Origin of the sequence: Streptomyces sp. ATexAB-D23 (genome assembly GCF_000373645.1) — a bacterium.
Taxonomy (GTDB): domain Bacteria; phylum Actinomycetota; class Actinomycetes; order Streptomycetales; family Streptomycetaceae; genus Streptomyces; species Streptomyces castrisilvae.
The window spans coordinates 395780-417370 of sequence record NZ_KB892001.1 but is presented as its reverse complement, the minus strand read 5'-3'; the positions used below and the strand labels follow the sequence as shown (position 1 = coordinate 417370).

Below are 21591 nucleotides of genomic sequence, written 5' to 3'. Positions count from 1 at the left end.
GGTCCCGTACGCCCCTTTCGCCACCGCACGCACAACCGGACCCGTCCGGCACAGGCGTTATCGGAACTCCTCCGTACGCCCGAGCGGACGGCTTGTCACCGGATTGACCCACCGTGCTGCGGGGGAAGGCTTCTCCGGTACCCGGTACGAATGCATTCGGATGACAGCCGGCGAGGGTTCATTTCCGGCAGGCGCACGATTCATTCCCGGGCCGCCCGTGATCGGCCCCCGGTTTGTATACGACCTGTTTCGGCTGCCATTCGAGTGAACGCGGACAGGAGCGGCCATGCCCACACCCCACCAGCCATCCACCGAGCGACTAGAAAGGACGCGACCCCACCCTCGCGGCGCGCGCGTTCAGCCTCCGGTGCCCGCCGCACGCCTTGTCGAGTCCGAGATCCAGTCCCCAGGTGATTCCATGATCGGTCGCATTCCCGTCCTCGACGTCCATCCGCTCGTCGATTGCGGCAGAAGGCCAGCGAAGGCCGTTGCCGGTGAGACCTTCCAGGTCACCGCGACCGTTTTCCGGGAGGGCCACGACGCGGTGGCGGCCAATGTGGTGCTGCGCGGTCCTGGCGGGCGTCCGGGCCCGTGGACGCCGATGCGCGAACTGGCCCCCGGCACCGACCGCTGGGGCGCCGATGTGACACCGGACGCCGAGGGCCGCTGGACGTACACCGTCGAGGCGTGGAGCGATCCGGTCGCCACCTGGCGGCATGCGGCGCTGATCAAGATCCCGGCGGGCATCGACACCGCGCTGGTGCTCGCCGAGGGGGCCGAGCTGTACGAACGGGCCGCCGAGGGCGTGCCCAAGCGGGACGGCCGCGAGGCGGTGCTGGCCGCGGTCGACGCGCTGCGCGACGAGTCCCGGCAGGCCGGGGCGCGGCTCGCGGCGGCCCTGGCCCCCGAGGCCGCCGACGCGCTGGCCCGCCACCCCCTGCGTGAGCTGGTCACGGCCTCGCGCCCGCACCCGCTGGTCGTCGAGCGCCGGCGCGCGCTGTACGGCTCCTGGTACGAGATGTTCCCGCGCTCCGAGGGGGCCAGGGTCGAACCCGCGAAGGCACCGCGCAAGGGGCGCAAGGCGAAGGCCGCGGCCGCGCCGGAGCCGCCCCGGATCGTCAGCGGCACGTTCCGCACGGCGGCCGAGCGGCTGCCCGCGGTCGCCGCGATGGGGTTCGACGTGGTCTATCTGCCGCCCGTCCACCCCATCGGCACGACCCACCGCAAGGGCCCGAACAACTCGCTGACGCCCGCTCCGCACGACGTGGGCGTGCCGTGGGCGATCGGTTCGGCCGAGGGCGGCCACGACGCGGTCCACCCGGACCTCGGCACGCTGGAGGACTTCGACCACTTCGTGGAGACGGCCCGCAACCTGCGGATGGAAGTGGCCCTGGATTTCGCGCTCCAGTGCTCGCCGGACCATCCGTGGGTCGAGAAACACCCCGAGTGGTTCCAGCACCGGGCGGACGGCAGCATCGCCTATGCGGAGAATCCGCCGAAGAAATACCAGGACATCTTCCCGATCGCCTTCGACAAGGATCTCCCAGGAATCGTCACGGAGAGCGTGCGCATCCTCCGGTTCTGGATGGACCGGGGCGTGCGGATCTTCCGCGTCGACAATCCGCACACGAAACCGGTGATCTTCTGGGAGAAAGTGATCACCGAGATCAACCGTACCGATCCCGATGTGATCTTCCTGGCCGAGGCATTCACCCGGCCCGCGATGATGCACACCCTGGCCACCATCGGTTTCCAGCAGTCGTACACGTATTTCACCTGGCGCAACAGCAGGCAGGAAATCACGGATTACGTGACCGAACTGGCCGGTGAGACCGCCTCGTTCATGAGGCCGAATTTCTTCGTGAACACCCCCGACATCCTTCCCGGATACCTTCAGGAGGGCGGCAGGCCGGCCTTCGAGGCACGGGCGGTGCTCGCGGCGACCCTCTCCCCCTCCTGGGGGGTGTACGCGGGGTTCGAGCTGTGCGAGAACACCCCGACCGACCACGGCAGTGAGGAGTACCTCAACTCGGAGAAGTACGAGATCCGGCCCAGGGACTGGGAAGCCGCAGAGCGTGAGGGCCGTTCGCTGGCCCCGCTCATCACCTCGCTCAACCGGATCAGGCGCCGCCACCCGGCGCTGCAACAGCTGCGTGACGTGCACTTCCACACGTCCGACAACGACGCCCTGATCGTGTACAGCAAGCGCTCCGGTTCGAACATCCTTCTGGTGGTCGTCAACCTCGACCCGCACCACACCCAGGAGGCGACCGTCTCGTTGGACATGCCGCGACTCGGCCTCGACCGGCACGAGAGCGTGCCGGTGCGCGACGAGCTCACCGGCACTTCCTATCACTGGGGCAGGACCTTCTATGTGCGTCTGGAGCCGGGCGTGACGCCCGCGCACATCGCCGTCCTGCGACCGTCCCCGCCGACCGGAGGGTCACCCACACCATGATCGTCAATGAGCCCGTCCACGACCTGTTCGCGGACACCCCGGCCAAGGACCGCGATCCCGACTGGTTCAAGCGTGCCGTTTTCTACGAGGTCCTCGTCCGGTCCTTCCAGGACTCCAACGGCGACGGCATCGGAGACCTGAAGGGGATCACCGCCAAGCTGGACTACCTCCAGTGGCTGGGCGTCGACTGCCTCTGGCTGCCGCCGTTCTTCAAGTCGCCGCTGCGCGACGGCGGTTACGACGTCTCCGACTACACCGCCGTGCTGCCGGAGTTCGGCGACCTCGCCGACTTCGTGGAGTTCGTCGACGCCGCCCACCAGCGCGGCATGCGCGTGATCATCGACTTCGTCATGAACCACACCAGCGACCAGCACGACTGGTTCCAGCAGTCCCGGACCGACCCGGACGGGCCGTACGGCGACTACTACGTCTGGGCCGACGACGACAAGCAGTTCCAGGACGCCCGGATCATCTTCGTCGACACCGAGACGTCCAACTGGACCTTCGACCCGGTGCGCAAGCAGTACTACTGGCACCGGTTCTTCTCGCACCAGCCCGATCTCAACTACGAGAACCCGGCGGTGCAGGAGGAGATCATCTCCGCGCTCCGCTTCTGGCTGGACCTCGGCATCGACGGCTTCCGGGTCGACGCCGTGCCCTACCTCTACCAGCGCGAGGGCACCAACTGCGAGAACCTCCCCGAGACCCACAACTTCCTCAAGCGGGTCCGCAAGGAGATCGACGCCGACTACCCGGACACGGTCCTGCTCGCCGAGGCCAACCAGTGGCCGGAGGACGTCGTCGACTACTTCGGCGACTACCGGGGCGGCGGCGACGAGTGCCACATGGCGTTCCACTTCCCCGTGATGCCGCGGATCTTCATGGCCGTACGACGTGAGAGCCGCTACCCGGTCTCGGAAATCCTGGCCAAGACACCGGCGATCCCCTCGGGCTGCCAGTGGGGCATCTTCCTGCGCAACCACGACGAGCTGACCCTCGAAATGGTCACGGACGAAGAACGCGACTACATGTACGCGGAGTACGCCAAGGACCCGCGGATGCGCGCCAACATCGGCATCCGCCGCCGCCTCGCCCCGTTGCTGGACAACGACCGCAACCAGATCGAGCTGTTCACCGCGCTGCTGCTGTCGCTGCCGGGCTCCCCGATCCTCTACTACGGGGACGAGATCGGGATGGGCGACAACATCTGGCTGGGCGACCGGGACGCCGTACGCACCCCGATGCAGTGGACGCCCGACCGCAACGCCGGCTTCTCCTCCAGCGATCCGGGGCGGCTGTTCCTCCCCACGATCATGGACCCGGTCTACGGCTACCAGGTCACCAACGTCGAGGCGTCGATGGCCTCCCCGTCCTCGCTGCTGCACTGGACCCGGCGGATGATCGAGATCCGCAAGCAGAACCCGGCGTTCGGCCTCGGCACGTACAACGAACTGCCGTCGTCCAACCCGGCGGTGCTCGCCTTCACCCGGGAGCACGGGGACGACCTGGTGCTGTGCGTCCACAACTTCTCGCGGTTCGCGCAGCCGACCGAGCTCGACCTCAGGTCCTTCAACGGGCGTCATCCGGTGGAGCTGATCGGCGGGGTGCGCTTCCCCCCCATCGGTCAGTGGCCCTACCTGCTGACGCTCGCGGGACACGGCTTCTACTGGTTCCGGCTGCGCAAGGACGCGCCGCCGAACTGACCCCGCGCCGGGCCGCCCGGCGCCACCGCGGGGCGGTTTCCGCCGCCCCGCACGGGGCACCCTCCCCCCATACCGGGCGGTTCAGGAAGCTTCCTGGATCCTCCTGGCGTTTCGATCCCCTCATGTCGAGTCCGTACGGATCATCCTGACCCGACACGTCCCGCACAGCCGGACAGCCAATGCCGCAATCCGGGACACTCTTCGCATCCTGTGGTGTGCCCGGGGAAAGGACGCGATGCCATGTCGGAGGCTGCATCCGCTCAGGTCACCCTGGCGAACAGCACAGCCCTGCTTCCGTCTCTCGGACCGCTGCTCCACGAATGGCTGCCCCGGCAGCGGTGGTTCGCGGGGAAGGGGCGCTCCATCACCGCGTTCTCGCTCGTCTCGGCCACCGAGATACTGCCGGTGGACCGCGCCGACGACGACCGCGCCCCCGGGCTCCTGCACCTGCTGGTACGGGTCCATCAGCCCACCATGCCCGCCCAGCCGCCCATCGACTGCTACCAGTTGCTGCTCGGGGTGCGCTCCGCGCCGCCGCAGCATCTGGCGCCCGCCCTCATCGGCCGGGTGCAGGACGGGCCGCTGGCCGGGCTGACCGTCTACGAGGGCCTGCACGATCCGCACCTGGCGGCCCTTCTGCTGGAACGATTGCGCACCCCGGGCCGGCTCGGCGCCGTCCGCTTCGACCGGGGCGCCGAGCCCATCCCCCAGGACCTGCCGCCGCGCGTGCTGGACACCGAACAGTCCAACTCCTCACTGGTGTACGGCAACTCCTACATCCTGAAGATCTTCCGCCGGGTCTTCCCCGGCACCAACCCCGACCTCGAACTGCCGCTCGCGCTCTCCCGCGAGGGGTGCGGGCGGGTGCCCGCGCCCGTCGCCTGGTTCGAGGCCGCGACGCCGGAACGGCTGACGCTCGGGGTGCTCCAGCCCTTCCTGCCGGGTGCCCAGGACGGCTGGCAGCTCGCCCTGCGCGCCCTGGCCACCGGGCACGACTTCCTGGCCGAGGCCCACGCGCTGGGCCGGGCCACCGCCGAGGTCCACACCGCGCTCGCCGCCGCCCTGCCCACCCCGGTGCTGCGCCGCTCCCAGACCGACGAGCTGGCCGCCGCCATGGTGGAACGCCTGGAGGCCGCCGCCCACGCGGTGCCCGAGCTGGTGCCGTACGTCCCCGGGCTGCGTACCGCCTTCGACGCGGTCACCGCGCTCGGGCACCGGGGGCGCGGCTGGGCCGCCCAGCGGGTGCACGGCGACCTCCATCTCGGCCAGACCCTGCGCGGCGCCGATGGCTTCTGGTCGCTGATCGACTTCGAGGGCGAGCCGGCCCGGCCGCTCCCGGAGCGCCGCAGCCCGCAGCCCCCGGTGCGCGACGTGGCCGGCATGCTCCGCTCCTTCGACTACGCGGCCCGCTCGCACCGGCCCTGGAAGCCCGAGTGGGCGGCCCGCTGCCGGGACGCCTACTGCGACGGATACGCCGAGTCGGCGGGCGCCGATCCGCGCGCCGAGCCGGAGCTGCTGCGCGCCCACGAGACCGACAAGGCGGTGTACGAGGTGCTGTACGAGGCACGGCACCGGCCCGACTGGCTCCCGGTCCCGATGGCCGCCATCCACCGCCTGGCCTCCGGCACCGCCCGCTGAGCACCGCGACGCCCGTACCCCCCGTCGTCCGCCCCACCCCCCAACACCTCCGAGGAGGCTGTCCCTGTGACCGCCCGCAAGCCGTCCCGCAAGCCCGAGCCCGCCGCCCCCGCCCCCGAGACCCCGCTCGCCGCCGCCCTCTCCTCCCCCCAGGTCGCCGCCGCGGCCGCCGAGCGCGCGGAGGCCGTCGCCGCTCCGGCGGCCGGGAACCCGGCATCGGCGCAGCCGGCCGCGCCGCCCGCGAAGAAGCGCGCCACCCGGGCCGCGAAGAAGCCCGCGCCGGCGGCCGCCGCCCCGGCCAAGCGCGCGAAGAAGGCCGCCGCGCCGCCCCGCCCCCGCAGCGCGGGCAACCAGGGCCTGCGCCCGGCCGGTGAGCTGGACGCCGGGGACCGGGGCCGGCTCCTGGCGGGCGAGCACCACGCCCCGCACGACCTGCTGGGCGCGCGCCAGGTGCGCGGCGGGGTGGAGATCCGGGTGCTGCGCCCGTTCGCCCGGTCCGTGACCGTGCTGGCCAAGGGGCTGCGGGCGCCGCTGCACGACGACGGGGACGGGTTGTTCTCCGGCCTGCTGCCGGTGCCGGCGGTCCCGGAGTACCGGCTGCTGGTGGCGTACGAGGACAACGAGATCGAGATCCACGACCCGTACCGCTTCCTGCCCGCGCTCGGGGAGCTGGATCTGCACCTGATCGGGGAGGGCCGGCACGAGGAGCTGTGGACGGCGCTCGGTGCCCGGACGATGGAGCACCAGGGCGTGGCCGGGACCCGGTTCACGGTGTGGGCGCCCAACGCCCGGGGCGTCCGGGTGTGCGGTGACTTCAACTACTGGGACGGCACGGGCTTCCCGATGCGGTCGCTCGGTTCGTCCGGGGTGTGGGAGCTGTTCCTGCCCGGGACCGGCGAGGGCGCGTTGTACAAGTTCGACGTCTGCCGCCCGGACGGTTCTCACACGATGCGCGCCGACCCGATGGCCCGCCACACCGAGGTGCCGCCGGCCAACGCCTCGGTCGTGACGGCCTCGCACCACGTCTGGCAGGACCAGGAGTGGATGGCGAAGCGCGGGGACGTACCCGTGCACGAGGCGCCGCTCTCGGTGTACGAGGTGCACCTGGCGTCCTGGCGGCCCGGCCTGACCTACCGGCAGCTCGCCGAGCAGCTCCCGGCCTACGTGAGGGACCTGGGCTTCACGCATGTGGAGCTGATGCCGGTGGCCGAGCACCCCTTCGGGGGTTCCTGGGGCTATCAGGTCACCGGTTTCTACGCCCCCACCTCCCGGATGGGTTCGCCGGACGACTTCCGCTTCCTGGTCGACGCGCTGCACCGGGCGGGGATCGGCGTCATCGTGGACTGGGTGCCGGCGCACTTCCCGCGCGACGACTGGGCGCTCGCGGAGTTCGACGGCCGCCCGCTGTACGAGCACTCTGACCCGAGGCGGGCCGCGCATCCGGACTGGGGGACCCTGGAGTTCGACTACGGGCGGACCGAGGTGCGCAACTTCCTGGTCGCCAACGCCACGTACTGGTGCGAGGAGTTCCACATCGACGGGCTGCGGGTGGACGCGGTCGCCTCGATGCTCTACCTGGACTACTCGCGCGAGGACGGCGAGTGGTCGCCCAACGAGTTCGGGGGCCGGGAGAACCTGGACGCGGTCGCCTTCCTCCAGGAGATGAACGCCACGGTCTACCGGCGCAATCCGGGCGTCGTGACCATCGCCGAGGAGTCGACCGCCTGGGACGGGGTCACCCGGGCCACCGACCGGGGCGGCCTGGGCTTCGGCCTGAAGTGGAACATGGGCTGGATGCACGACTCGCTGGTGTACGTCTCCAAGGAGCCGGTGCACCGCAAGTACCACCACAACGAGATGACGTTCTCGATGGTGTACGCGTACAGCGAGAACTACGTGCTGCCGATCTCGCACGACGAGGTGGTGCACGGCAAGCGGGCCCTGGTCAGCAAGATGCCCGGCGACTGGTGGCAGCAGCGCGCCAACCACCGCGCCTACCTCGGCTTCATGTGGGCCCACCCCGGCAAGCAACTGCTGTTCATGGGCCAGGAGTTCGCGCAGGGAGCCGAGTGGTCGGAGGGCCACGGCCCGGACTGGTGGCTGCTGGACCCCTCGTACGCGGCGGAGAGCGACCACCGCGGGGTGCGGACGCTGGTGAGCGACTTGAACAGGGTGTACGGGGCGACGCCCGCGCTCTGGCAGCGCGACACCCTGCCGGAGGGCTTCGCCTGGGTGGACGGGGGCGCGGCCGAGGACAATGTGTTCGCGTTCCTGCGCCACGACGCGAAGGGCGCGCCGCTGCTGGCCGTCTGCAACTTCTCACCGGTGGTGCGGCACGAGTACCGCGTCGGGGTGCCGGAGGGGCCCCGGGCGTGGGAGGAGGTCCTGAACACGGACGCGGCCCGCTACGGCGGCAGCGATGTGCTCAACGGTGAGCCGCTGAAGCCGCGGGAGGTGGCGGCGCACGGCAGGGCGTCGAGCGTGACGCCGACGCTGCCGCCGCTGGCGACGGTGTGGTTCAGGCCCGTGTGACGGGCTGACGGACCGGGGGGCGGGGGCCGTGGGTGGCCCCCGCCCCCCGGGCGGTTCAGAGCACGTCCGCCAGCTCCTGGAGAAGCCGGCGCTTCGGGCGGGCGCCCACCATGGACTTCACCGGCTCGCCCGCGCGGAACACCATCAGGGTGGGCATCGACAGGACGCCGTACCGGGCGGCGGTCCCCGGGTTGCGGTCGACGTCGATCTGGACGACGCGGAGCCGTTCGCGCTCCTCGTCGGCGACGGCGCCGAGGACGGGGGCCAGCTGGCGGCAGGGTCCGCACCAGTCGGCGGTGAACTCCACCAGGACGGGCCGCCCCTCGCCCAGCACCTCGGTGTCGAAGGTCTCGTCGGTGACCTCGTCGACACCCGTTACCTGGATCATCTGTCATCCTCCCAGTTCGCAGCGTGGTTCGGGTCCGCCGGGCCGTTCGGCGGAGGCCTCCAGCTCGGCGCGGGCCAGCTGGGCGCCCACCTCCGAGCGGACCGTCCGCAGCTGCTCGATGAGCGCGTCGAGCTCGCCGAGCTTGCGCCGGTAGACGGCCAGCGAACCGGGGCAGGAGTCCCCCGCCGGATGCCCCGCCCGCAGGCACTCCACGAAGGGGCGGGTCTCCTCCAGGTCGAACCCGAAGTCCTGGAGGGTCCGGATCTGCTGGATCAGCCGCAGGTCGCTCTCGTCGTACGTGCGGTAGCCGTTCACCGCCCGTCGCGCGGGCAGCAGCCCGCGCGACTCGTAGTAGCGCAGCGCCCGTGTGGTCGTCCCGGCCCGTTCGGCCAGCTCCCCGATTCGCATACCGCGACCGTAATCCTTGACGTCGGCGTCAAGGCAAGGGAGGAACGCGGGCCCTCAGAGCGCCTTCGCCGGCTCCGGCGCCTGCTCGTGGCCGCCGTCCCTGGCCTCGGGGAGGTGCGGCTCGGCGGGGCCCTCGTCGGTGAGCATCTTCTCGTCGAAGGGGATCGCCCCGGAGAGCACCTGGTCGACCCGCTCGCGGTCGATCTCCTTGGTCCAGGTGCCGACGAGGACCGTGGCCACCGCGTTGCCCGCGAAGTTCGTCAGGGCGCGGGCCTCACTCATGAAGCGGTCGATGCCGACGATCAGACCGACGCCGTCGACCAGCTCGGGGCGGTGCGACTGGAGGCCGCCGGCCAGGGTGGCGAGGCCGGCTCCGGTGACGCCCGCGGCGCCCTTGGAGGCGATCACCATGAAGGCCAGCAGGGAGATCTGCTCGCCGATGCTCAGCGGGTCGCCCGTCGCGTTGGCGATGAACAGCGAGGCCATCGTCAGGTAGATGGCGGTGCCGTCCAGGTTGAAGGAGTAGCCGGTCGGCACGGTGATGCCGACGACGGGCTTGCTCACACCCATGTGCTCCATCTTCGCGATCAGCCGGGGCAGGGCCGACTCGGACGAGGACGTGGAGAGGATCAGCAGGAACTCGCGGCCGAGGTACTTCAGCAGCGAGAAGATGTTGAGCCCCGCCACCAGGCGCAGGATCGCGCCCAGCACCAGGAAGACGAAGAGCGCGCAGGTGACGTAGAAGCCCACCATGATCATCGCGAGGGACTTCAGCGCGTCCACGCCGGTCTCCCCGACGACCGCGGCCATCGCGCCGAACGCGCCGACGGGGGCGGCCCACATGATCATGGCGAGGATGCGGAAGACGAGGCGCTGGATGTGCCCGATGCCGCGCAGCACCGGCTCACCGGCCGAGCCCATGGCCTGGAGGGCGAAGCCGGCGAGCAGGGCGATCAGCAGGGTCTGGAGGACCTCGCCCGCGGTGAAGGCGGACACGATGGTGGTCGGGATGATGCCCAGCAGGAAGTCCGTGGTGGACTCCCCCGCCCCCGCGGCCTGCTTCTCGCCGGCGGCGCGGACGGCCTCGGTGAGGTGGAGGCCGGAGCCGGGCTCCAGGAGGTTGCCGACGACGAGGCCGATGGCCAGCGCGACGGTGGACATCACCAGGAAGTAGCCGAGGGCGAGACCGCCGACGGCACCGACCTTGGCGGCCTTGCGCACCGAGCCGACGCCCAGCACGATCGTGCAGAAGATGATGGGCGAGATCATCATCTTGATCAGGTTCACGAACCCGGTGCCGATGGGCTTGAGCTCGACGGCGGCGTCGGGAGCGACGAAGCCCACGAGGATGCCGAGGCCCACCGCCACGATCACGGCGAGATACAGATATTTCGTGCGGTCCGGCTTCGTACGGGCCGGCTCGGCGGCTGCCACTGCCACGGGGGTCTCCTCGGGTCATCCTTGTCCCACCCCCGTCCCTGGGGGTCCCGGCGACTATCCCGCCCGCTGTGACACCGGTCACCCTTACGTGCATTTCGTTCACAGGAGGGGTCGGCCCCTCCCCATGGCAGGCCCCTCCCGAATTTTCGGCCAGGCACACTTGTGTCCATGCGTTTCCCCCGTACCCGCCCGCGCAGCCTGGCCGGTCAGCTGTTCGCGATGCAGGTGGTGCTGGTGGCCGCCGTCGTCGCGGGGTGCGCGTTCTTCGCGTACGTCTCGGGCCGGAGCCAGGCCCGGGAGACGGCGACGCGGCAGGTGCGGGCGGTGGCCGTCGCGGTGGCCGGATCGCCGTCGGTACGGGAGGCGATCCGCACCCCGGACCCGTCGGCGGCGCTCCAGCCGTACGCGGAGCGGGTCCGCGAGGACACCGGTATCGCCTTCATCACCATCATGAATCCGGACCGGGTCCGCTGGACGCACCCGGACTCCGGCCAGATCGGCGCGACCTTCCTCGGGCACACCGCGCGGGCGCTGCGCGGCGAGACCTTCTCGGAGACGTACACCGGCACGCTCGGCCCCTCGATCCGGGTGGTCACCCCGGTCCTGGACGACGGCCGGATCGTCGGACTGGTCAGCGCGGGCATCACCGTGGACCGGGTCTCCTCGCAGGTGCGGGCCCAGCTGGGCGCGCTGGGGCTCGCGGCGGGCGCGGCGCTCGTGCTCGGCGGCCTCGGCACGTACGTGATCAACGCCCGGCTGCGACGGCACACCCACGGGATGAACGCGGCGGAGCTGAGCCGGCTGCACGACTACCACGAGGCCACCCTGCACGCGGTGCGCGAGGGGCTGCTGATGCTGGACGGGCAGCGCCGGATCGCCCTCATCAACGACGCGGGCCGGGAGCTGCTCGGCCTGGCCCCGGGCACGGTCGGCCGCCGGGTCGCCGATCTCGACCTGCCGGCCCCGCTGACCGGGGCGCTGCTCGCCTCCGAGGAGCGGGTGGACGAGGTGCACCTGACGGCGGACCGGGTCATCGTCGTCAACACCCGCCCGGTGGTGGGCGGTGAGCGGCGCGGCACCGTGGTGACCCTGCGCGACCACACCGAGCTCCAGGCACTGTCCGGGGAGCTGGACTCCGAGCGCGGTTTCACCCGGGCCCTGCGCTCCCAGGCGCACGAGGCGGCGAACCGGCTGCACACGGTGGTCTCGCTGATCGAGCTGGGCCGGGCGGACGAGGCGGTGGGCTTCGCCACGGCGGAGCTGGAGCTGGCCCAGGCCCTCACCGACCGGGTGGTGGGCGCGGTCGGCGAACCGGTGCTCGCCGCGCTGCTGCTGGGCAAGGCGGCGCAGGCCAATGAGCGGGGCGTGGAGCTGGTCCTCGCCGACGACAGCCTGATCGACGACGGCGCCCTGCCCGCGACGCTGCCCGCCCGCGATCTGGTGACCGTCCTCGGCAATCTGATCGACAACGCGGTGGACGCGGTCACCGGCACGCGGGAGGCGGCCGTTCCCGGACAGCGCGCACCCGAGGCGCCCCGGCGCGGGCGGGTCACGGTCACCGCGCTCGCCGGGGACGGAGAGCTGCTGCTGCGGGTCGCGGACAACGGGGCCGGGGTCGACCCGGCGGACGCCGCCGAGGTGTTCCGCAGCGGCTGGTCGACGCACGGCGCCGGGCGCGGTCTGGGCCTGGCCCTGGTCCGGCAGGCCGTCCACCGGGGTGGCGGGACGGTGGCGCTGGAGCAGGGTACGGACGGGGGCGCGGTGTTCACCGTACGGCTGCCGCTGCCCGAGCGCGGCGGCGTGCGCGCGGAGGGAGCCCCGTGATCCGGGTCCTGGTCGTCGAGGACGACCCCGTCGCCGCCGACGCCCATCAGCTGTACGTGGGCCGGGTCCCCGGGTTCGCGGTGGCCGCCGTGGCGCACTCGCGCGCCGAGGCGGTGCGGGCGCTGGAGCGCACCCCGGTCGATCTGCTGCTCCTGGATCTGTACCTGCCCGACGGGCACGGTCTGACGCTGCTGCGCTCGCTGCGCGCGGCGGGCCATTCGGCGGACGTGATCGCGGTGACCTCGGCCCGCGATCTGGCCGTGGTCCGCGAGGGGGTGTCGCTGGGCGTCGTCCAGTACGTCCTGAAGCCGTTCACCTTCGCCACCCTGCGGGACCGGCTGGTGCGGTACGCGGAGTTCCGGGCGGCGGCCGGTGAGGCGAGCGGCCAGGACGAGGTGGACCGGGCGCTCGCCACGCTGCGGGCCCCGGGGCCGGCCCGGCTGCCCAAGGGGCTGAGCGGTCCGACGCTGGAGGCGGTGACCGGTGCGCTGCGGGCGGCCCCGGACGGGGTGACGGCCGCCGCGGCCGGCCAGGCGCTCGGGATCTCCCGCATCACCGCACGCCGCTATCTGGAGCACCTGGTGACGGTGGGGCGGGCGGTGCGCAGTCCGCAGTACGGGCAGGTCGGGCGCCCCGAGCTGCAGTACCGGTGGCGGGCCGAGGGGCGCTGAGCGGGGTCCGGCCGCCGGGGCGCGGCCGTGACGGCTCGGTCCCCGACTGCGCGACGACGGAGGCCGCCACCTGCGAGGCGAATGCCAGCATCTCGGCGGCTCGTCCGCCCGGCAGCCGTGCGGCGCCGCCGTCGCGGAACGCGCCGGCGTCCGCCAGCCAGCTGAGCACCGCCGCCATGAACGCGTCGCCCGCCCCGATCGTGTTGACCACGTCCACGCGCACCGCGGGTACGGATGTCCGCCCCCCGTCCCGGGTGAACGCCGTGCTGCCCGCCGCGCCGCGGGTGAGCACCACGAGCCGGTTCTCCTCGGCCAGCCGTGCGCAGGTCTCGTCGGGGGCCGTTCCCGGCCAGAGCGCGGTCACGTCCTCGTCGCTGACCTTGAGGACGTGGGCCCGTGCGCACAGCTCCCGCAGCCGGTGCGCGGCGGACCCGTCCAGCGTGCGGTCCTCGCGCACGTTGGGATCGACCACCAGCACGGAGTGCTCGGCCCCGGCGCGCGCGGTCGCGGCCACCGCGTCGGCCGCGGGCGGGACGACGGCGGCGAGTCCGCCCGCGTACACGGCGCCGAAGCGGCCCACGTCCGACACGCGCTCCGGCAGCCGGAAGGTGGCGGTGTCCTGGAGGTGGAAGTGGTAGCCGGTGCCGTCGGGGCCCGGGTCGGCGACCGCGAGCGCGGTGGGCAGCTCCGAGCGGGCGCACAGGCCCAGCTCCGTACCGGCCAGGACCAGCCGCTCCTCGATCAGGCGGGCGAACCCGTCGCCGCCGAGCGCTCCCGCGAACCAGCTGGGTGTGCCGAGCCGGGCCAGTCCGGCGGCGACGTTGGCGGGGGCGCCGCCCGGCTGGGCCCGGTGCGTCCCAGGATCGTCCCCGCCCGGCACCAGGTCGATGAGCGCCTCGCCCATCACCAGGACGGCGTCGGGGCCACCGGTCACGGCTCTACCACGATCTTGCGGCCCTTGCCCGCCTCGAACCGCTCCAGCGCTTCGGCGTACCGCTCCAGCGGCAGCCGGTCGCTGATGAAGACCCCGGGGTCGATCACTCCCTGGGCGAACAGCGCGGCGGCGCGCTCGTAGCTGTGCAGCACGGCCATCGAGCCGGTGATCGTGATCTCCTGGTTGTAGATCCGGTACGGCTCGATGACGGCCGTCGTCGCGTAGTCGGCGACCCCGAACTGGAGGAACGTGCCGCCCTTGGCGACCCTGCCGAGCCCGTCCTGGATGGCGGACGCGTTGCCGGTGGCGTCGACGACGACGTCCCAGCCCCGTACCGTCTCCAGTTCGTCGGCCGACGCGGCGGAGCGGGAGACGCCGAGCTCGACCGCGGTGGTCAGCCGGTCCGGATTGACGTCCAGCACGTCCACGGATGCGGCGCCGGTCCGTTTGGCGAGCTCCAGCATCATCAGGCCCATGGTGCCGGAACCGTAGATGAGCACCTCGGCTCCCAGCGTGGAGCTGAGCACGTCGTAGCCGCGCACCGCGCAGGACAGCGGTTCGATCAGCGCCGCGGTGGTCACGTCGACGTGGTCCGGGAGCTTCACGCAGTTGGCCACCGGGGCGACGGCGAACTCGGCGGCTCCGCCGGGCCTGCTGACGCCGATCGCGTTCCAGTTGTCGCAGAGGTTCCCGCGCCCGCTGCGGCAGTAGTGGCACTCGTGGCAGTGCAGCGACGGGTCGACGGCGACGTTGTCGCCGACGGCCAGCTCGGTCACCTCGGAGCCGGTCTCCACGATCTCGCCGGCGAACTCGTGGCCGGGGACGATCGGCAGGGCGGGTGCGAACTCGCCCTGGAGGATGTGGAGGTCGGTACCGCACAGTCCGCACGCCTTGACGGCGACGACCACGTCCCGGGGACCCGGGGTGGGGTCGGGGACGGTCTCGACCGACACCTTGCCGATGGACTCGATGATCGCAGCCCTCATTTGACAGCTCCAAGAGAAAGGCCCTGGACGAGTTTGTCCTGGGCGGCGAAGCCGGCGGCGAGCACCGGCAGGGAGACGACGACGGAGGCGGCGCACAGCTGGGCGAGGAAGAGCCCCTGGCTGGTGACGACGCCGGTCAGGAAGACCGGGGCGGTCTGGGCCGCCACGCCGGTGAGCACCCGGGCGAAGAGCAGTTCGTTCCAGCTGAAGATGAAGCAGATCAGCGAGGTGGCCGCGATGCCGGGCGCGGCCACCGGTGCCACGACCCGGGCCAGCACCGTCGGCAGCCGGGCACCGTCGACCTGTGCGGCCTCGATGATGGAGACGGGCACGTCCGCCAGGAACGACTGCATCATCCATACCGCGATCGGCAGGTTCATCGAGGTGTAGAGGATGACGAGGAACCAGATGTTGTCCAGCATCCCGGTGTTCTTGGCGAAGAGGTACACGGGCAGCAGCCCGGCGACGACCGGCAGCATCTTCGTGGACAGGAAGAAGAACATGACGTCCGTCCACTTCTCCACCCGCTTGATGGAGAGCGCGTACGCGGCGGGGAGCGCCAGCAGGAGCACGAGGAGCGTGGAACAGAGGGACGCGGTCAGGGAGTTGATCAGCGGCGGCCAGGGGCTCGCGCCGCCGCCTGCGCCGAAGAACACCCGGTAGCCGTCGAGCGTGAGGGGCGCGCCGAGCGACGGCGGGTTGGTCGCCGCGTCGCTCTCCGAGTGGAAGGAGGTGAGCAGCATCCAGAGCGCGGGCGCGCAGAAGATGATGCCGACGGCCCAGGCGAACAGGCCGAGGGCGGTGGAGCGGCGCCTGCCCCTGCGGGCCGCCTCGGGCGGCTTGGGAGCGGTCGGGGTGCTCATGCGCGGCCGGCCTCCTCGCGGAAGAGTGACGAGACCACGCGCAGGGCGAAGGTCGCGACGACGATGGTGCCGATCACCACGACCACGCCCGCGGCGGACGCCAGTCCGTATTCGTGCGCCTGGTAGAAGGTCTGGTAGATCGTGTAGGGGAGGTTGGCCGTGCCGAGTCCGCCGGCGGTGATGGTGAACACCGCGTCGAAGTTCTGCACGATGTAGATCGACCCGAGCAGTACGCCAAGCTCCAGGTAGCGGCGCAGGTGCGGCAGCGTCAGGTGGCAGAACATCTGCCAGGCGTTCGCACCGTCCAGCCGGGCGGCCTCCATCTGCTCGGCGGACCGGCTCTGCAGCCCGGCGAGCAGGATGAGCATCATGAACGGGGTCCACTGCCAGACGAGGGCGGCGGCGACCGCGGCCAGCGGCATTTCGGAGATCCAGTCGGGCTGCCCGGGGCTGTCGACGCCGAACAGTCCGGTGAACCACGCCCAGGCCCCGTTCAGCAGGCCGTACTCGGGGTTGTACAGCACGTGCTTCCACAGCAGCGCCGCCGAGACGGGCACCAGCAGGAAGGGCGTGATCAGCAGGGTGCGGACGAACCCCCGGCCGATGAACTCGCGGTCGAGCAGCAGGGCGAGGAGGAGTCCGAGTACGACGCTCACGATCACGACGCTCGCGGTGAGCAGAACCGTGGTGAACACCGACTCCCGCAGACTCGGATCGCTGAACACCTCCCCGTAGTTGGAGAACGCGCTGAAGGCGCGGTCGTCGGGCGAGAGCGAGTTCCAGTCGAAGAACGAGACCACCACCGTCGCCACGAACGGGAGCTGGGTGACGGCGATCAGGAAGATCAGGGCGGGCAGCAGCGGGGCACGGGTGGCCCAGACGCGGGCCCGGCCGGGGGCCTTGCCGGCTCTACGGGGTGCAAAGGCACCGCGCGCGCCGGAGGGAGACAGTTCCGGGTCGGAGACGGAGGCACTCACTTCTGCTCCTTGCCGACCTTCTCGGCGAGCGCCTGCGCGTTCTTCAGGGCCGAGGACACCGACTGGCGTCCGGCGATGGCGGAGCTGATCTCCTGGGAGACCTTGGTGCCCAGGTCGGTGAACTCCGGGATGTCGACGAACTGGATGCCGACGGTCGGGCGCGGCTGGGTGCCGGGATCACGGGGGTTCGCACTGGAAATGGCCTGCCGGGTGACGCTCGCGAACGCGGAGGCCTCCTTCAGGTAGTCCTGGTTGGCGTACGTCGACGCGCGCTTGCCGGCGGGCACATCGGACCAGCCGACCGTCCTGCCGACGAGGTTCTCGTACTCCTTGCCGGAGGCCCAGGAGATGAACTTCCACGCGCTGTCGGTCTTCTTGGACGCCTTCTGCATGCCCCAGGCCCAGGTGTAGAGCCAGCCGGAACTTTCGGTCTTCTCGACGGGCGCGGCGACGTATCCGATCCTGCCCTTGACCGGGGAGCCGGACGCCTCCAGCGATCCGGCGCCCGCGGTGGCGTCGTACCACATGGCCGACTTGCCCTGCGTCATGTTGTTGAGGCACTCGGCGTAGCCGGCCTGGGGTGCGCCCGCCTCGCCGTGCTTCCTCACCAGGTCGACGTAGAACTCGACGGCCTTCTTGAACTCGGGGGTGTCGAGCTTCGCGTTCCAGTCCTTGTCGAACCAGGTGCCGCCCATGGTGTTGACGACGGTGGTCAGCGGGGCGATGACCTCGCCCCAGCCGGGCAGGCCGCGCAGGCAGATGCCCTTCATGCCCTTCCTGGCACCGTCGGTGGCGGCCGCCAGGTCGGCGACCTGCTGCCAGGTGGGCTTCTCGGGCATCTTCAGGTTCTTCTCGGCGAAGACGTCCTTGCGGTACATGAGGAAGGAGGACTCGCCGTAGAACGGCTCGGCGTAGAGCTTGCCGTCCTCGGCCGTCAGGGACTCCTGGAGCGGCTCCAGGATGTCCTTCTGGTCGAAGGTCTTGTCCTCGGCCGAGTAGGTGTCGAGCGGGTGGAGCCAGCCGTTCTTCGCGTAGAACGGCACCTCGAAGTTGCTGATGGTGGCGACGTCGTACTGCCCCGCCTGGTTGGAGAAGTCCTGGGTGATCTTGTCGCGGACGTCGTTCTCGGGCAGGACCGTGAAGTGCACCTTGATGCCGGTGTCCTTGGTGAAGTGGTCCGCGGTGAGCTTCTGCAACTCGACCATCTGCGGGTTGTTCACCATGAGCACGTTGATCTCGTCGTCGGCGCCGGATGAGCCGGCGCCGCCCGCGCCGCTGCAGCCGGCGAGCAGGGCCGCGAGGGCGACGCCCGCGCCCAGCCGCGCGCTCAGGCCGATTCGGCGTTCCTGGAGTTGGGACATGTGGTTCTCCTGACCGCTCGTCATTGAGGGACTGGTTGTAAGGGGCATGCCATCCGCCCGGTCGGCGGGCGGGGGGGTCCGGGCACTCGGGACGGAGACTCCTGGGCGGAGACTGGGGGAAGCGGAGACCGGGGGTACGGGAGCGGAGTGCGGGGGTGGGGTACGGGAGCGGGGTGCGGGGGTCAGACGCGGATGACCTGCGGCCCGAGACGCGCGTAGCGCTGCGCCTCGGCCGAGGACAGACCCGTGTCGGTGACGATGGATTCAAATTCGCCGACCTCGGCGAAGCGGCAGAAGCTCACGGCGCCGAACTTGGTGTGGATACCGGCGAAGACCCGGCGGCGGGCGCTGCGCATGGCCTGGGCCTTCACTTCGCTCACCGCCGGATCGGGCGTGGTCAGGCCGTACTCACGGGAGATGCCGTTCGCCCCGACGTATGCCAGGTCGATGACGAAACCGGCGAGCATCCGCGTCGTCCAGTGGTCGACCGTGGCCATGGTGGAACCGCGCAGCCTGCCGCCGAGGAGAAGCACGGTGATCTTCTCCACGTCGGCGAGGACGGTCGCCACGGTGAGGGACGCGGTCACCACGGTCAGGGGCCGGTCCCTGGGCAGCACCTCGGCGACGAGCATGGGCGTGTACCCCTCGTCGACGAAGACCGTCTCCGCGTCACCGAGGAGGTCGGCCGCTGCCGCCGCGATCCTCGACTTCTGCGGAACGAGCCGGCTGGTGCGCGCGGCCAGGGTCGTCTCGAAGCCGGCGCTCTCCACCGGATACGCGCCGCCGTGGGTGCGGCGTACGAGACCGTGCTCCTCCAGGATGTGCAGATCACGCCGGACGGTCTCCTTGGCCACCTGAAGCGCCGCGGCCAGCGCGGTGACCTCCACCGACCCGTCGCGTCGGGCCGTCTTGAGGATCTCTCGTCGGCGCTCGTCGGTGTCCACGGCACACTTCCCTGTATTGCTGCGGCTCAGGCCCCGTTCGGGCTCATGAGTCGTTTGTACAAGCAAGGGACCCACTGCGACCAGGCTCTTCGCTGCTCCGCCTGTGCCCGTTCGTGCCCGTTTCGCCGGGACCGTATCGCCTGGTCAATCCGCGTGGCCCGGTTGTTCCCGTCCGGACCGCTGCCCGAATGAGGCCGGGACCGCGCCCGAACGGCGCCCGCGACGGTCGGCAGTGCCCCGCCGGGCCCCGGGGCGGCTGCCCGTTTCCGTCAGAAGGGCGTCCGGCCGGCCCCATACAGGCCCTGGGAGCTTCCTACAAGCCTCAATTCCGGACGGAAACACCGTAGTCAGACCGGCTCCGGCCTCCTACGGTGGGGGCCGTGCACCCCACCCCACCTTTCAACGCCCCCGCCGCCCGAAGACTTCGCGAGGCCCTGGGAATGGCTCCCGGTCATGTCGCCTACGGCCTCGGCGCTCAGTACGGACTACGGATCACCGCCGAGACGGTGGCCGCATGGGAGCGGGGACTCGCCCTCCCCACCGAATACGAGCTCACCGCGCTCGCCGGGGTGCTGTGGTGCGCCCCGGGCGAGCTGCTGACCGCCGCGCGCAGCCTCCGCGAGCACCGGGTCTCCCGGGACCTGGCGCCGGACGAGCTGGCCGCCGAGGTGGGGATGGCCACCTCCGCGTATCTGCGGATGGAGGAGTCGGGGCGGTGGCGGGGCAACGAGCGCCAGTCCGCCGCGCTCAGTAAGGCCCTGGGGCTGACGCCCGCCGACTTCGTGACGGCGACCGGGCGCGACGAGGAGCTGGCCGGGCTGCTGCGCAGCGCGGTGACGACGCGCTGGCAGGCGTACATCCGGCCGGTGACCAAGCTGGTGCCGCTGGACCGGCGCCGCCTCCAGGAGGCGCTGGAACAGCTGCACGGCGACTACCAGGCGCTCATGGCGTCCACGCTCAGCTGGAACAGCACCGGCACGGACCGGGCGGGCGGCACGGGTGAGGCGGGCCGGGCGTTCCTGGCCCGGATCGTGCCCAGGTTCTGGGAAGCGGCCGACCCCCGGGATTAGGGCCTGTCCGGCGGATCTTCGCCGGCCCGAGACGCCCGGCGGGACCTGACGCCCGGCGGGACCCGATGGAAAAGGGGCCCGCGTCGCGGGCCCCTTCGCCTTCCCGGGAATCCGGCGCGGTCAGAAGACCGACTCGGCCTCGTGCATCCGGTCCAGGGGGACCGTCTTGAGCTGCGTGACCGCCTCGGCGAGCGGCACCATCCTGATCTCGTTGCCGCGCAGGGCGGTCATCCGGCCGAAGTCGCCGCGGTGCGCCGCCTCCACCGCGTGCCAGCCGAAGCGGGTGGCGAGCACCCGGTCGTACGCGGTCGGCGTGCCACCGCGCTGGACATGGCCGAGAATGACCGGCCGGGCCTCCTTGCCGAGCCGCTTCTCCAGCTCGACGGCCAGGCGGTTGCCGATGCCCTGGAAGCGCTCGTGCCCGTACTGGTCGATCTCGCCCTTGGCGTACGGCATGGAGCCCTCGGCCGGGTGCGCGCCCTCGGCGACGCAGATGACCGCGAACCTCTTGCCGCGCGCGAAGCGCTCCTCGACCATCTTGACGAGGTCGTCGACCTCGAACTTCCGCTCCGGCAGGCAGATCCCGTGCGCGCCGCCGGCCATGCCGGACTCCAGCGCGATCCAGCCCGCGTGGCGGCCCATCACCTCGACCACCATCACGCGCTGGTGGGACTCCGCGGTGGTCTTCAGACGGTCTATGGCCTCGGTGGCGACGCCCACCGCGGTGTCGAAGCCGAACGTGCGGTCGGTGGAGGAGATGTCGTTGTCGATGGTCTTGGGGACACCGACGACGGGCATCCCGGCGTCCGACAGCATCCGGGCGGCGGTGAGCGTGCCCTCGCCGCCGATCGGGATCAGCGCGTCCATCTCGTAACGCCGGCTCAGCTCGGCGCAGTTCTCGGCCGCTTCGCGCAGCCGGTCGCGCTCCAGGCGGGCCGAGCCGAGGATCGTGCCGCCCCGGGCCAGGATGCCGCTGACCGCGTTGAGGTCGAGGGGGCGGTAGTGCCCGTCGAGGAGGCCCTTGAAGCCGTCCTCGAATCCGATGACCTCGTCGCCGTGGCCCACCACGGCCCGGTGCACGACCGAGCGGATCACTGCGTTCAGGCCTGGGCAGTCGCCGCCTGCGGTGAGAACTCCGATGCGCATCCTGCTGTATCTCCTGCTCGCTGGGGTCCGTCCGTCGGCATGCGGGGCGGGGGCTTCTTCCGCCTCCCCCGTACCGTGAGTCACGACGAGTGTCCCACGCCTGGCGCACACCTCGCGCTCCCGGCCGTTCCGGGGCCGCCTGCGGGGGCGCGGGCGGGGCAGACGTCCGGCGGGCGGCCACTCGGCCCCCGCAGGTATCGTCAAACGGGCGATACCACCCGAACCGGGCAAGGTACCGGACCAGAGAT

The 21591-nt window shown here is 71.4% G+C and carries 17 protein-coding genes; 7 read left to right on the top strand and 10 right to left on the bottom strand.

Going from position 1 to position 21591, the window contains the following annotated elements:
- Nucleotides 1-418: 418 nt before the first annotated feature.
- From B082_RS0101825 to glgB, 4 genes are all read left to right on the top strand, one after another.
- Nucleotides 419-2458 carry an alpha-1,4-glucan--maltose-1-phosphate maltosyltransferase gene (locus B082_RS0101825; RefSeq protein WP_026249326.1) on the top strand — a complete coding sequence of 680 codons (2040 nt, stop codon included), beginning with the start codon at nucleotides 419-421 and terminating at the stop codon, nucleotides 2456-2458.
- Entirely contained in the window at nucleotides 2455-4161 is a 1707-nt protein-coding gene (treS, locus tag B082_RS0101820; protein ID WP_018550110.1) for a maltose alpha-D-glucosyltransferase, read from the top strand. The genes B082_RS0101825 and treS overlap by 4 nt, the downstream gene beginning before the upstream one ends.
- A gap of 240 nt (nucleotides 4162-4401) precedes the next feature.
- Nucleotides 4402-5799 carry a maltokinase N-terminal cap-like domain-containing protein gene (locus B082_RS0101815; protein ID WP_018550109.1) on the top strand — a complete coding sequence of 466 codons (1398 nt, stop codon included), beginning with the start codon at nucleotides 4402-4404 and terminating at the stop codon, nucleotides 5797-5799.
- 66 nt (nucleotides 5800-5865) lie between these two features.
- A complete protein-coding gene (glgB, locus tag B082_RS0101810; RefSeq protein ID WP_018550108.1) occupies nucleotides 5866-8331 on the top strand; it encodes a 1,4-alpha-glucan branching enzyme in 2466 nt (821 codons plus the stop codon).
- Nucleotides 8332-8386: 55 nt separating this feature from the next.
- On the opposite strand, the gene trxA is transcribed toward glgB, so the two are convergent.
- Genes trxA through B082_RS0101795 form a run of 3 tightly spaced genes read right to left on the bottom strand, consistent with a single transcriptional unit; the run spans nucleotide 8387 to nucleotide 10561 of the window.
- The gene (trxA, locus tag B082_RS0101805) at nucleotides 8387-8719 is read right to left on the bottom strand and encodes a thioredoxin (RefSeq protein ID WP_018550107.1); all 333 of its coding nucleotides are present in this window, start codon (nucleotides 8717-8719) and stop codon (nucleotides 8387-8389) included.
- Nucleotides 8720-8722: 3 nt separating this feature from the next.
- Nucleotides 8723-9127 carry a MerR family transcriptional regulator gene (locus B082_RS0101800; RefSeq protein WP_018550106.1) on the bottom strand — a complete coding sequence of 135 codons (405 nt, stop codon included), beginning with the start codon at nucleotides 9125-9127 and terminating at the stop codon, nucleotides 8723-8725.
- 54 nt (nucleotides 9128-9181) lie between these two features.
- Entirely contained in the window at nucleotides 9182-10561 is a 1380-nt protein-coding gene (locus B082_RS0101795) for a C4-dicarboxylate transporter DctA (RefSeq protein WP_018550105.1), read from the bottom strand.
- Between the two features lie 174 nt (nucleotides 10562-10735).
- Between B082_RS0101795 and B082_RS0101790 the strand changes: the two genes are divergently transcribed.
- Together B082_RS0101790 and B082_RS0101785 are read left to right on the top strand one after the other, a co-directional pair.
- Entirely contained in the window at nucleotides 10736-12391 is a 1656-nt protein-coding gene (locus B082_RS0101790) for an ATP-binding protein (protein WP_018550104.1), read from the top strand.
- Nucleotides 12388-13062 (top strand): response regulator, encoded by a 675-nt coding sequence (locus tag B082_RS0101785; protein WP_018550103.1) that lies wholly within the window; start codon nucleotides 12388-12390, stop codon nucleotides 13060-13062. Before B082_RS0101790 ends, B082_RS0101785 begins: the two co-directional genes overlap by 4 nt.
- Here B082_RS0101785 and B082_RS37675 read toward each other — a convergent pair.
- The 6 genes from B082_RS37675 to B082_RS0101755 form a co-directional block, all read right to left on the bottom strand.
- Nucleotides 12944-13996, bottom strand: a complete 1053-nt coding sequence (locus tag B082_RS37675) for a PfkB family carbohydrate kinase (RefSeq protein WP_158688845.1) — start codon at nucleotides 13994-13996, stop codon at nucleotides 12944-12946. The two genes, B082_RS0101785 and B082_RS37675, sit on opposite strands and share 119 nt — an antisense overlap.
- A complete protein-coding gene (locus B082_RS0101775; protein WP_018550101.1) occupies nucleotides 13993-14982 on the bottom strand; it encodes a zinc-dependent alcohol dehydrogenase family protein in 990 nt (329 codons plus the stop codon). The genes B082_RS37675 and B082_RS0101775 overlap by 4 nt, the downstream gene beginning before the upstream one ends.
- Nucleotides 14979-15845, bottom strand: a complete 867-nt coding sequence (locus B082_RS0101770; protein WP_018550100.1) for a carbohydrate ABC transporter permease — start codon at nucleotides 15843-15845, stop codon at nucleotides 14979-14981. The genes B082_RS0101775 and B082_RS0101770 overlap by 4 nt, the downstream gene beginning before the upstream one ends.
- Nucleotides 15842-16795, bottom strand: a complete 954-nt coding sequence (locus tag B082_RS0101765; protein ID WP_026249324.1) for a carbohydrate ABC transporter permease — start codon at nucleotides 16793-16795, stop codon at nucleotides 15842-15844. The genes B082_RS0101770 and B082_RS0101765 overlap by 4 nt, the downstream gene beginning before the upstream one ends.
- A gap of 23 nt (nucleotides 16796-16818) precedes the next feature.
- Complete coding sequence (locus tag B082_RS0101760) at nucleotides 16819-18183, bottom strand: ABC transporter substrate-binding protein (RefSeq protein WP_018550098.1); 1365 nt, start codon at nucleotides 18181-18183, stop codon at nucleotides 16819-16821.
- Nucleotides 18184-18365: 182 nt separating this feature from the next.
- Entirely contained in the window at nucleotides 18366-19127 is a 762-nt protein-coding gene (locus tag B082_RS0101755; protein ID WP_018550097.1) for a DeoR/GlpR family DNA-binding transcription regulator, read from the bottom strand.
- 440 nt (nucleotides 19128-19567) lie between these two features.
- On the opposite strand from B082_RS0101755, the gene B082_RS0101750 reads away from it, so the two are divergent.
- Nucleotides 19568-20197: a helix-turn-helix domain-containing protein gene (locus B082_RS0101750; protein ID WP_018550096.1), complete on the top strand. Its 630-nt coding sequence runs from the start codon at nucleotides 19568-19570 to the stop codon at nucleotides 20195-20197.
- A gap of 120 nt (nucleotides 20198-20317) precedes the next feature.
- Here B082_RS0101750 and B082_RS0101745 read toward each other — a convergent pair whose 3' ends face one another.
- Complete coding sequence (locus tag B082_RS0101745; protein ID WP_026249322.1) at nucleotides 20318-21343, bottom strand: ATP-dependent 6-phosphofructokinase; 1026 nt, start codon at nucleotides 21341-21343, stop codon at nucleotides 20318-20320.
- Between the last annotated feature and the right edge of the window lie 248 nt (nucleotides 21344-21591).

Bases quoted from the DNA above. Each gene is read 5' to 3' on its own strand.
- B082_RS0101825 (WP_026249326.1), top strand. From the start codon at position 419: ATGATCGGTCGCATTCCCGTCCTCGACGTCCATCCGCTCGTCGATTGC.
- treS (WP_018550110.1), top strand. From the start codon at position 2,455: ATGATCGTCAATGAGCCCGTCCACGACCTGTTCGCGGACACCCCGGCC.
- B082_RS0101815 (WP_018550109.1), top strand. From the start codon at position 4,402: ATGTCGGAGGCTGCATCCGCTCAGGTCACCCTGGCGAACAGCACAGCC.
- trxA (WP_018550107.1), bottom strand. From the start codon at position 8,719: ATGATCCAGGTAACGGGTGTCGACGAGGTCACCGACGAGACCTTCGAC.
- B082_RS0101800 (WP_018550106.1), bottom strand. From the start codon at position 9,127: ATGCGAATCGGGGAGCTGGCCGAACGGGCCGGGACGACCACACGGGCG.
- B082_RS0101790 (WP_018550104.1), top strand. From the start codon at position 10,736: ATGCGTTTCCCCCGTACCCGCCCGCGCAGCCTGGCCGGTCAGCTGTTC.
- B082_RS0101775 (WP_018550101.1), bottom strand. From the start codon at position 14,982: ATGAGGGCTGCGATCATCGAGTCCATCGGCAAGGTGTCGGTCGAGACC.
- B082_RS0101770 (WP_018550100.1), bottom strand. From the start codon at position 15,845: ATGAGCACCCCGACCGCTCCCAAGCCGCCCGAGGCGGCCCGCAGGGGC.
- B082_RS0101760 (WP_018550098.1), bottom strand. From the start codon at position 18,183: ATGTCCCAACTCCAGGAACGCCGAATCGGCCTGAGCGCGCGGCTGGGC.
- B082_RS0101750 (WP_018550096.1), top strand. From the start codon at position 19,568: ATGGCTCCCGGTCATGTCGCCTACGGCCTCGGCGCTCAGTACGGACTA.
- B082_RS0101745 (WP_026249322.1), bottom strand. From the start codon at position 21,343: ATGCGCATCGGAGTTCTCACCGCAGGCGGCGACTGCCCAGGCCTGAAC.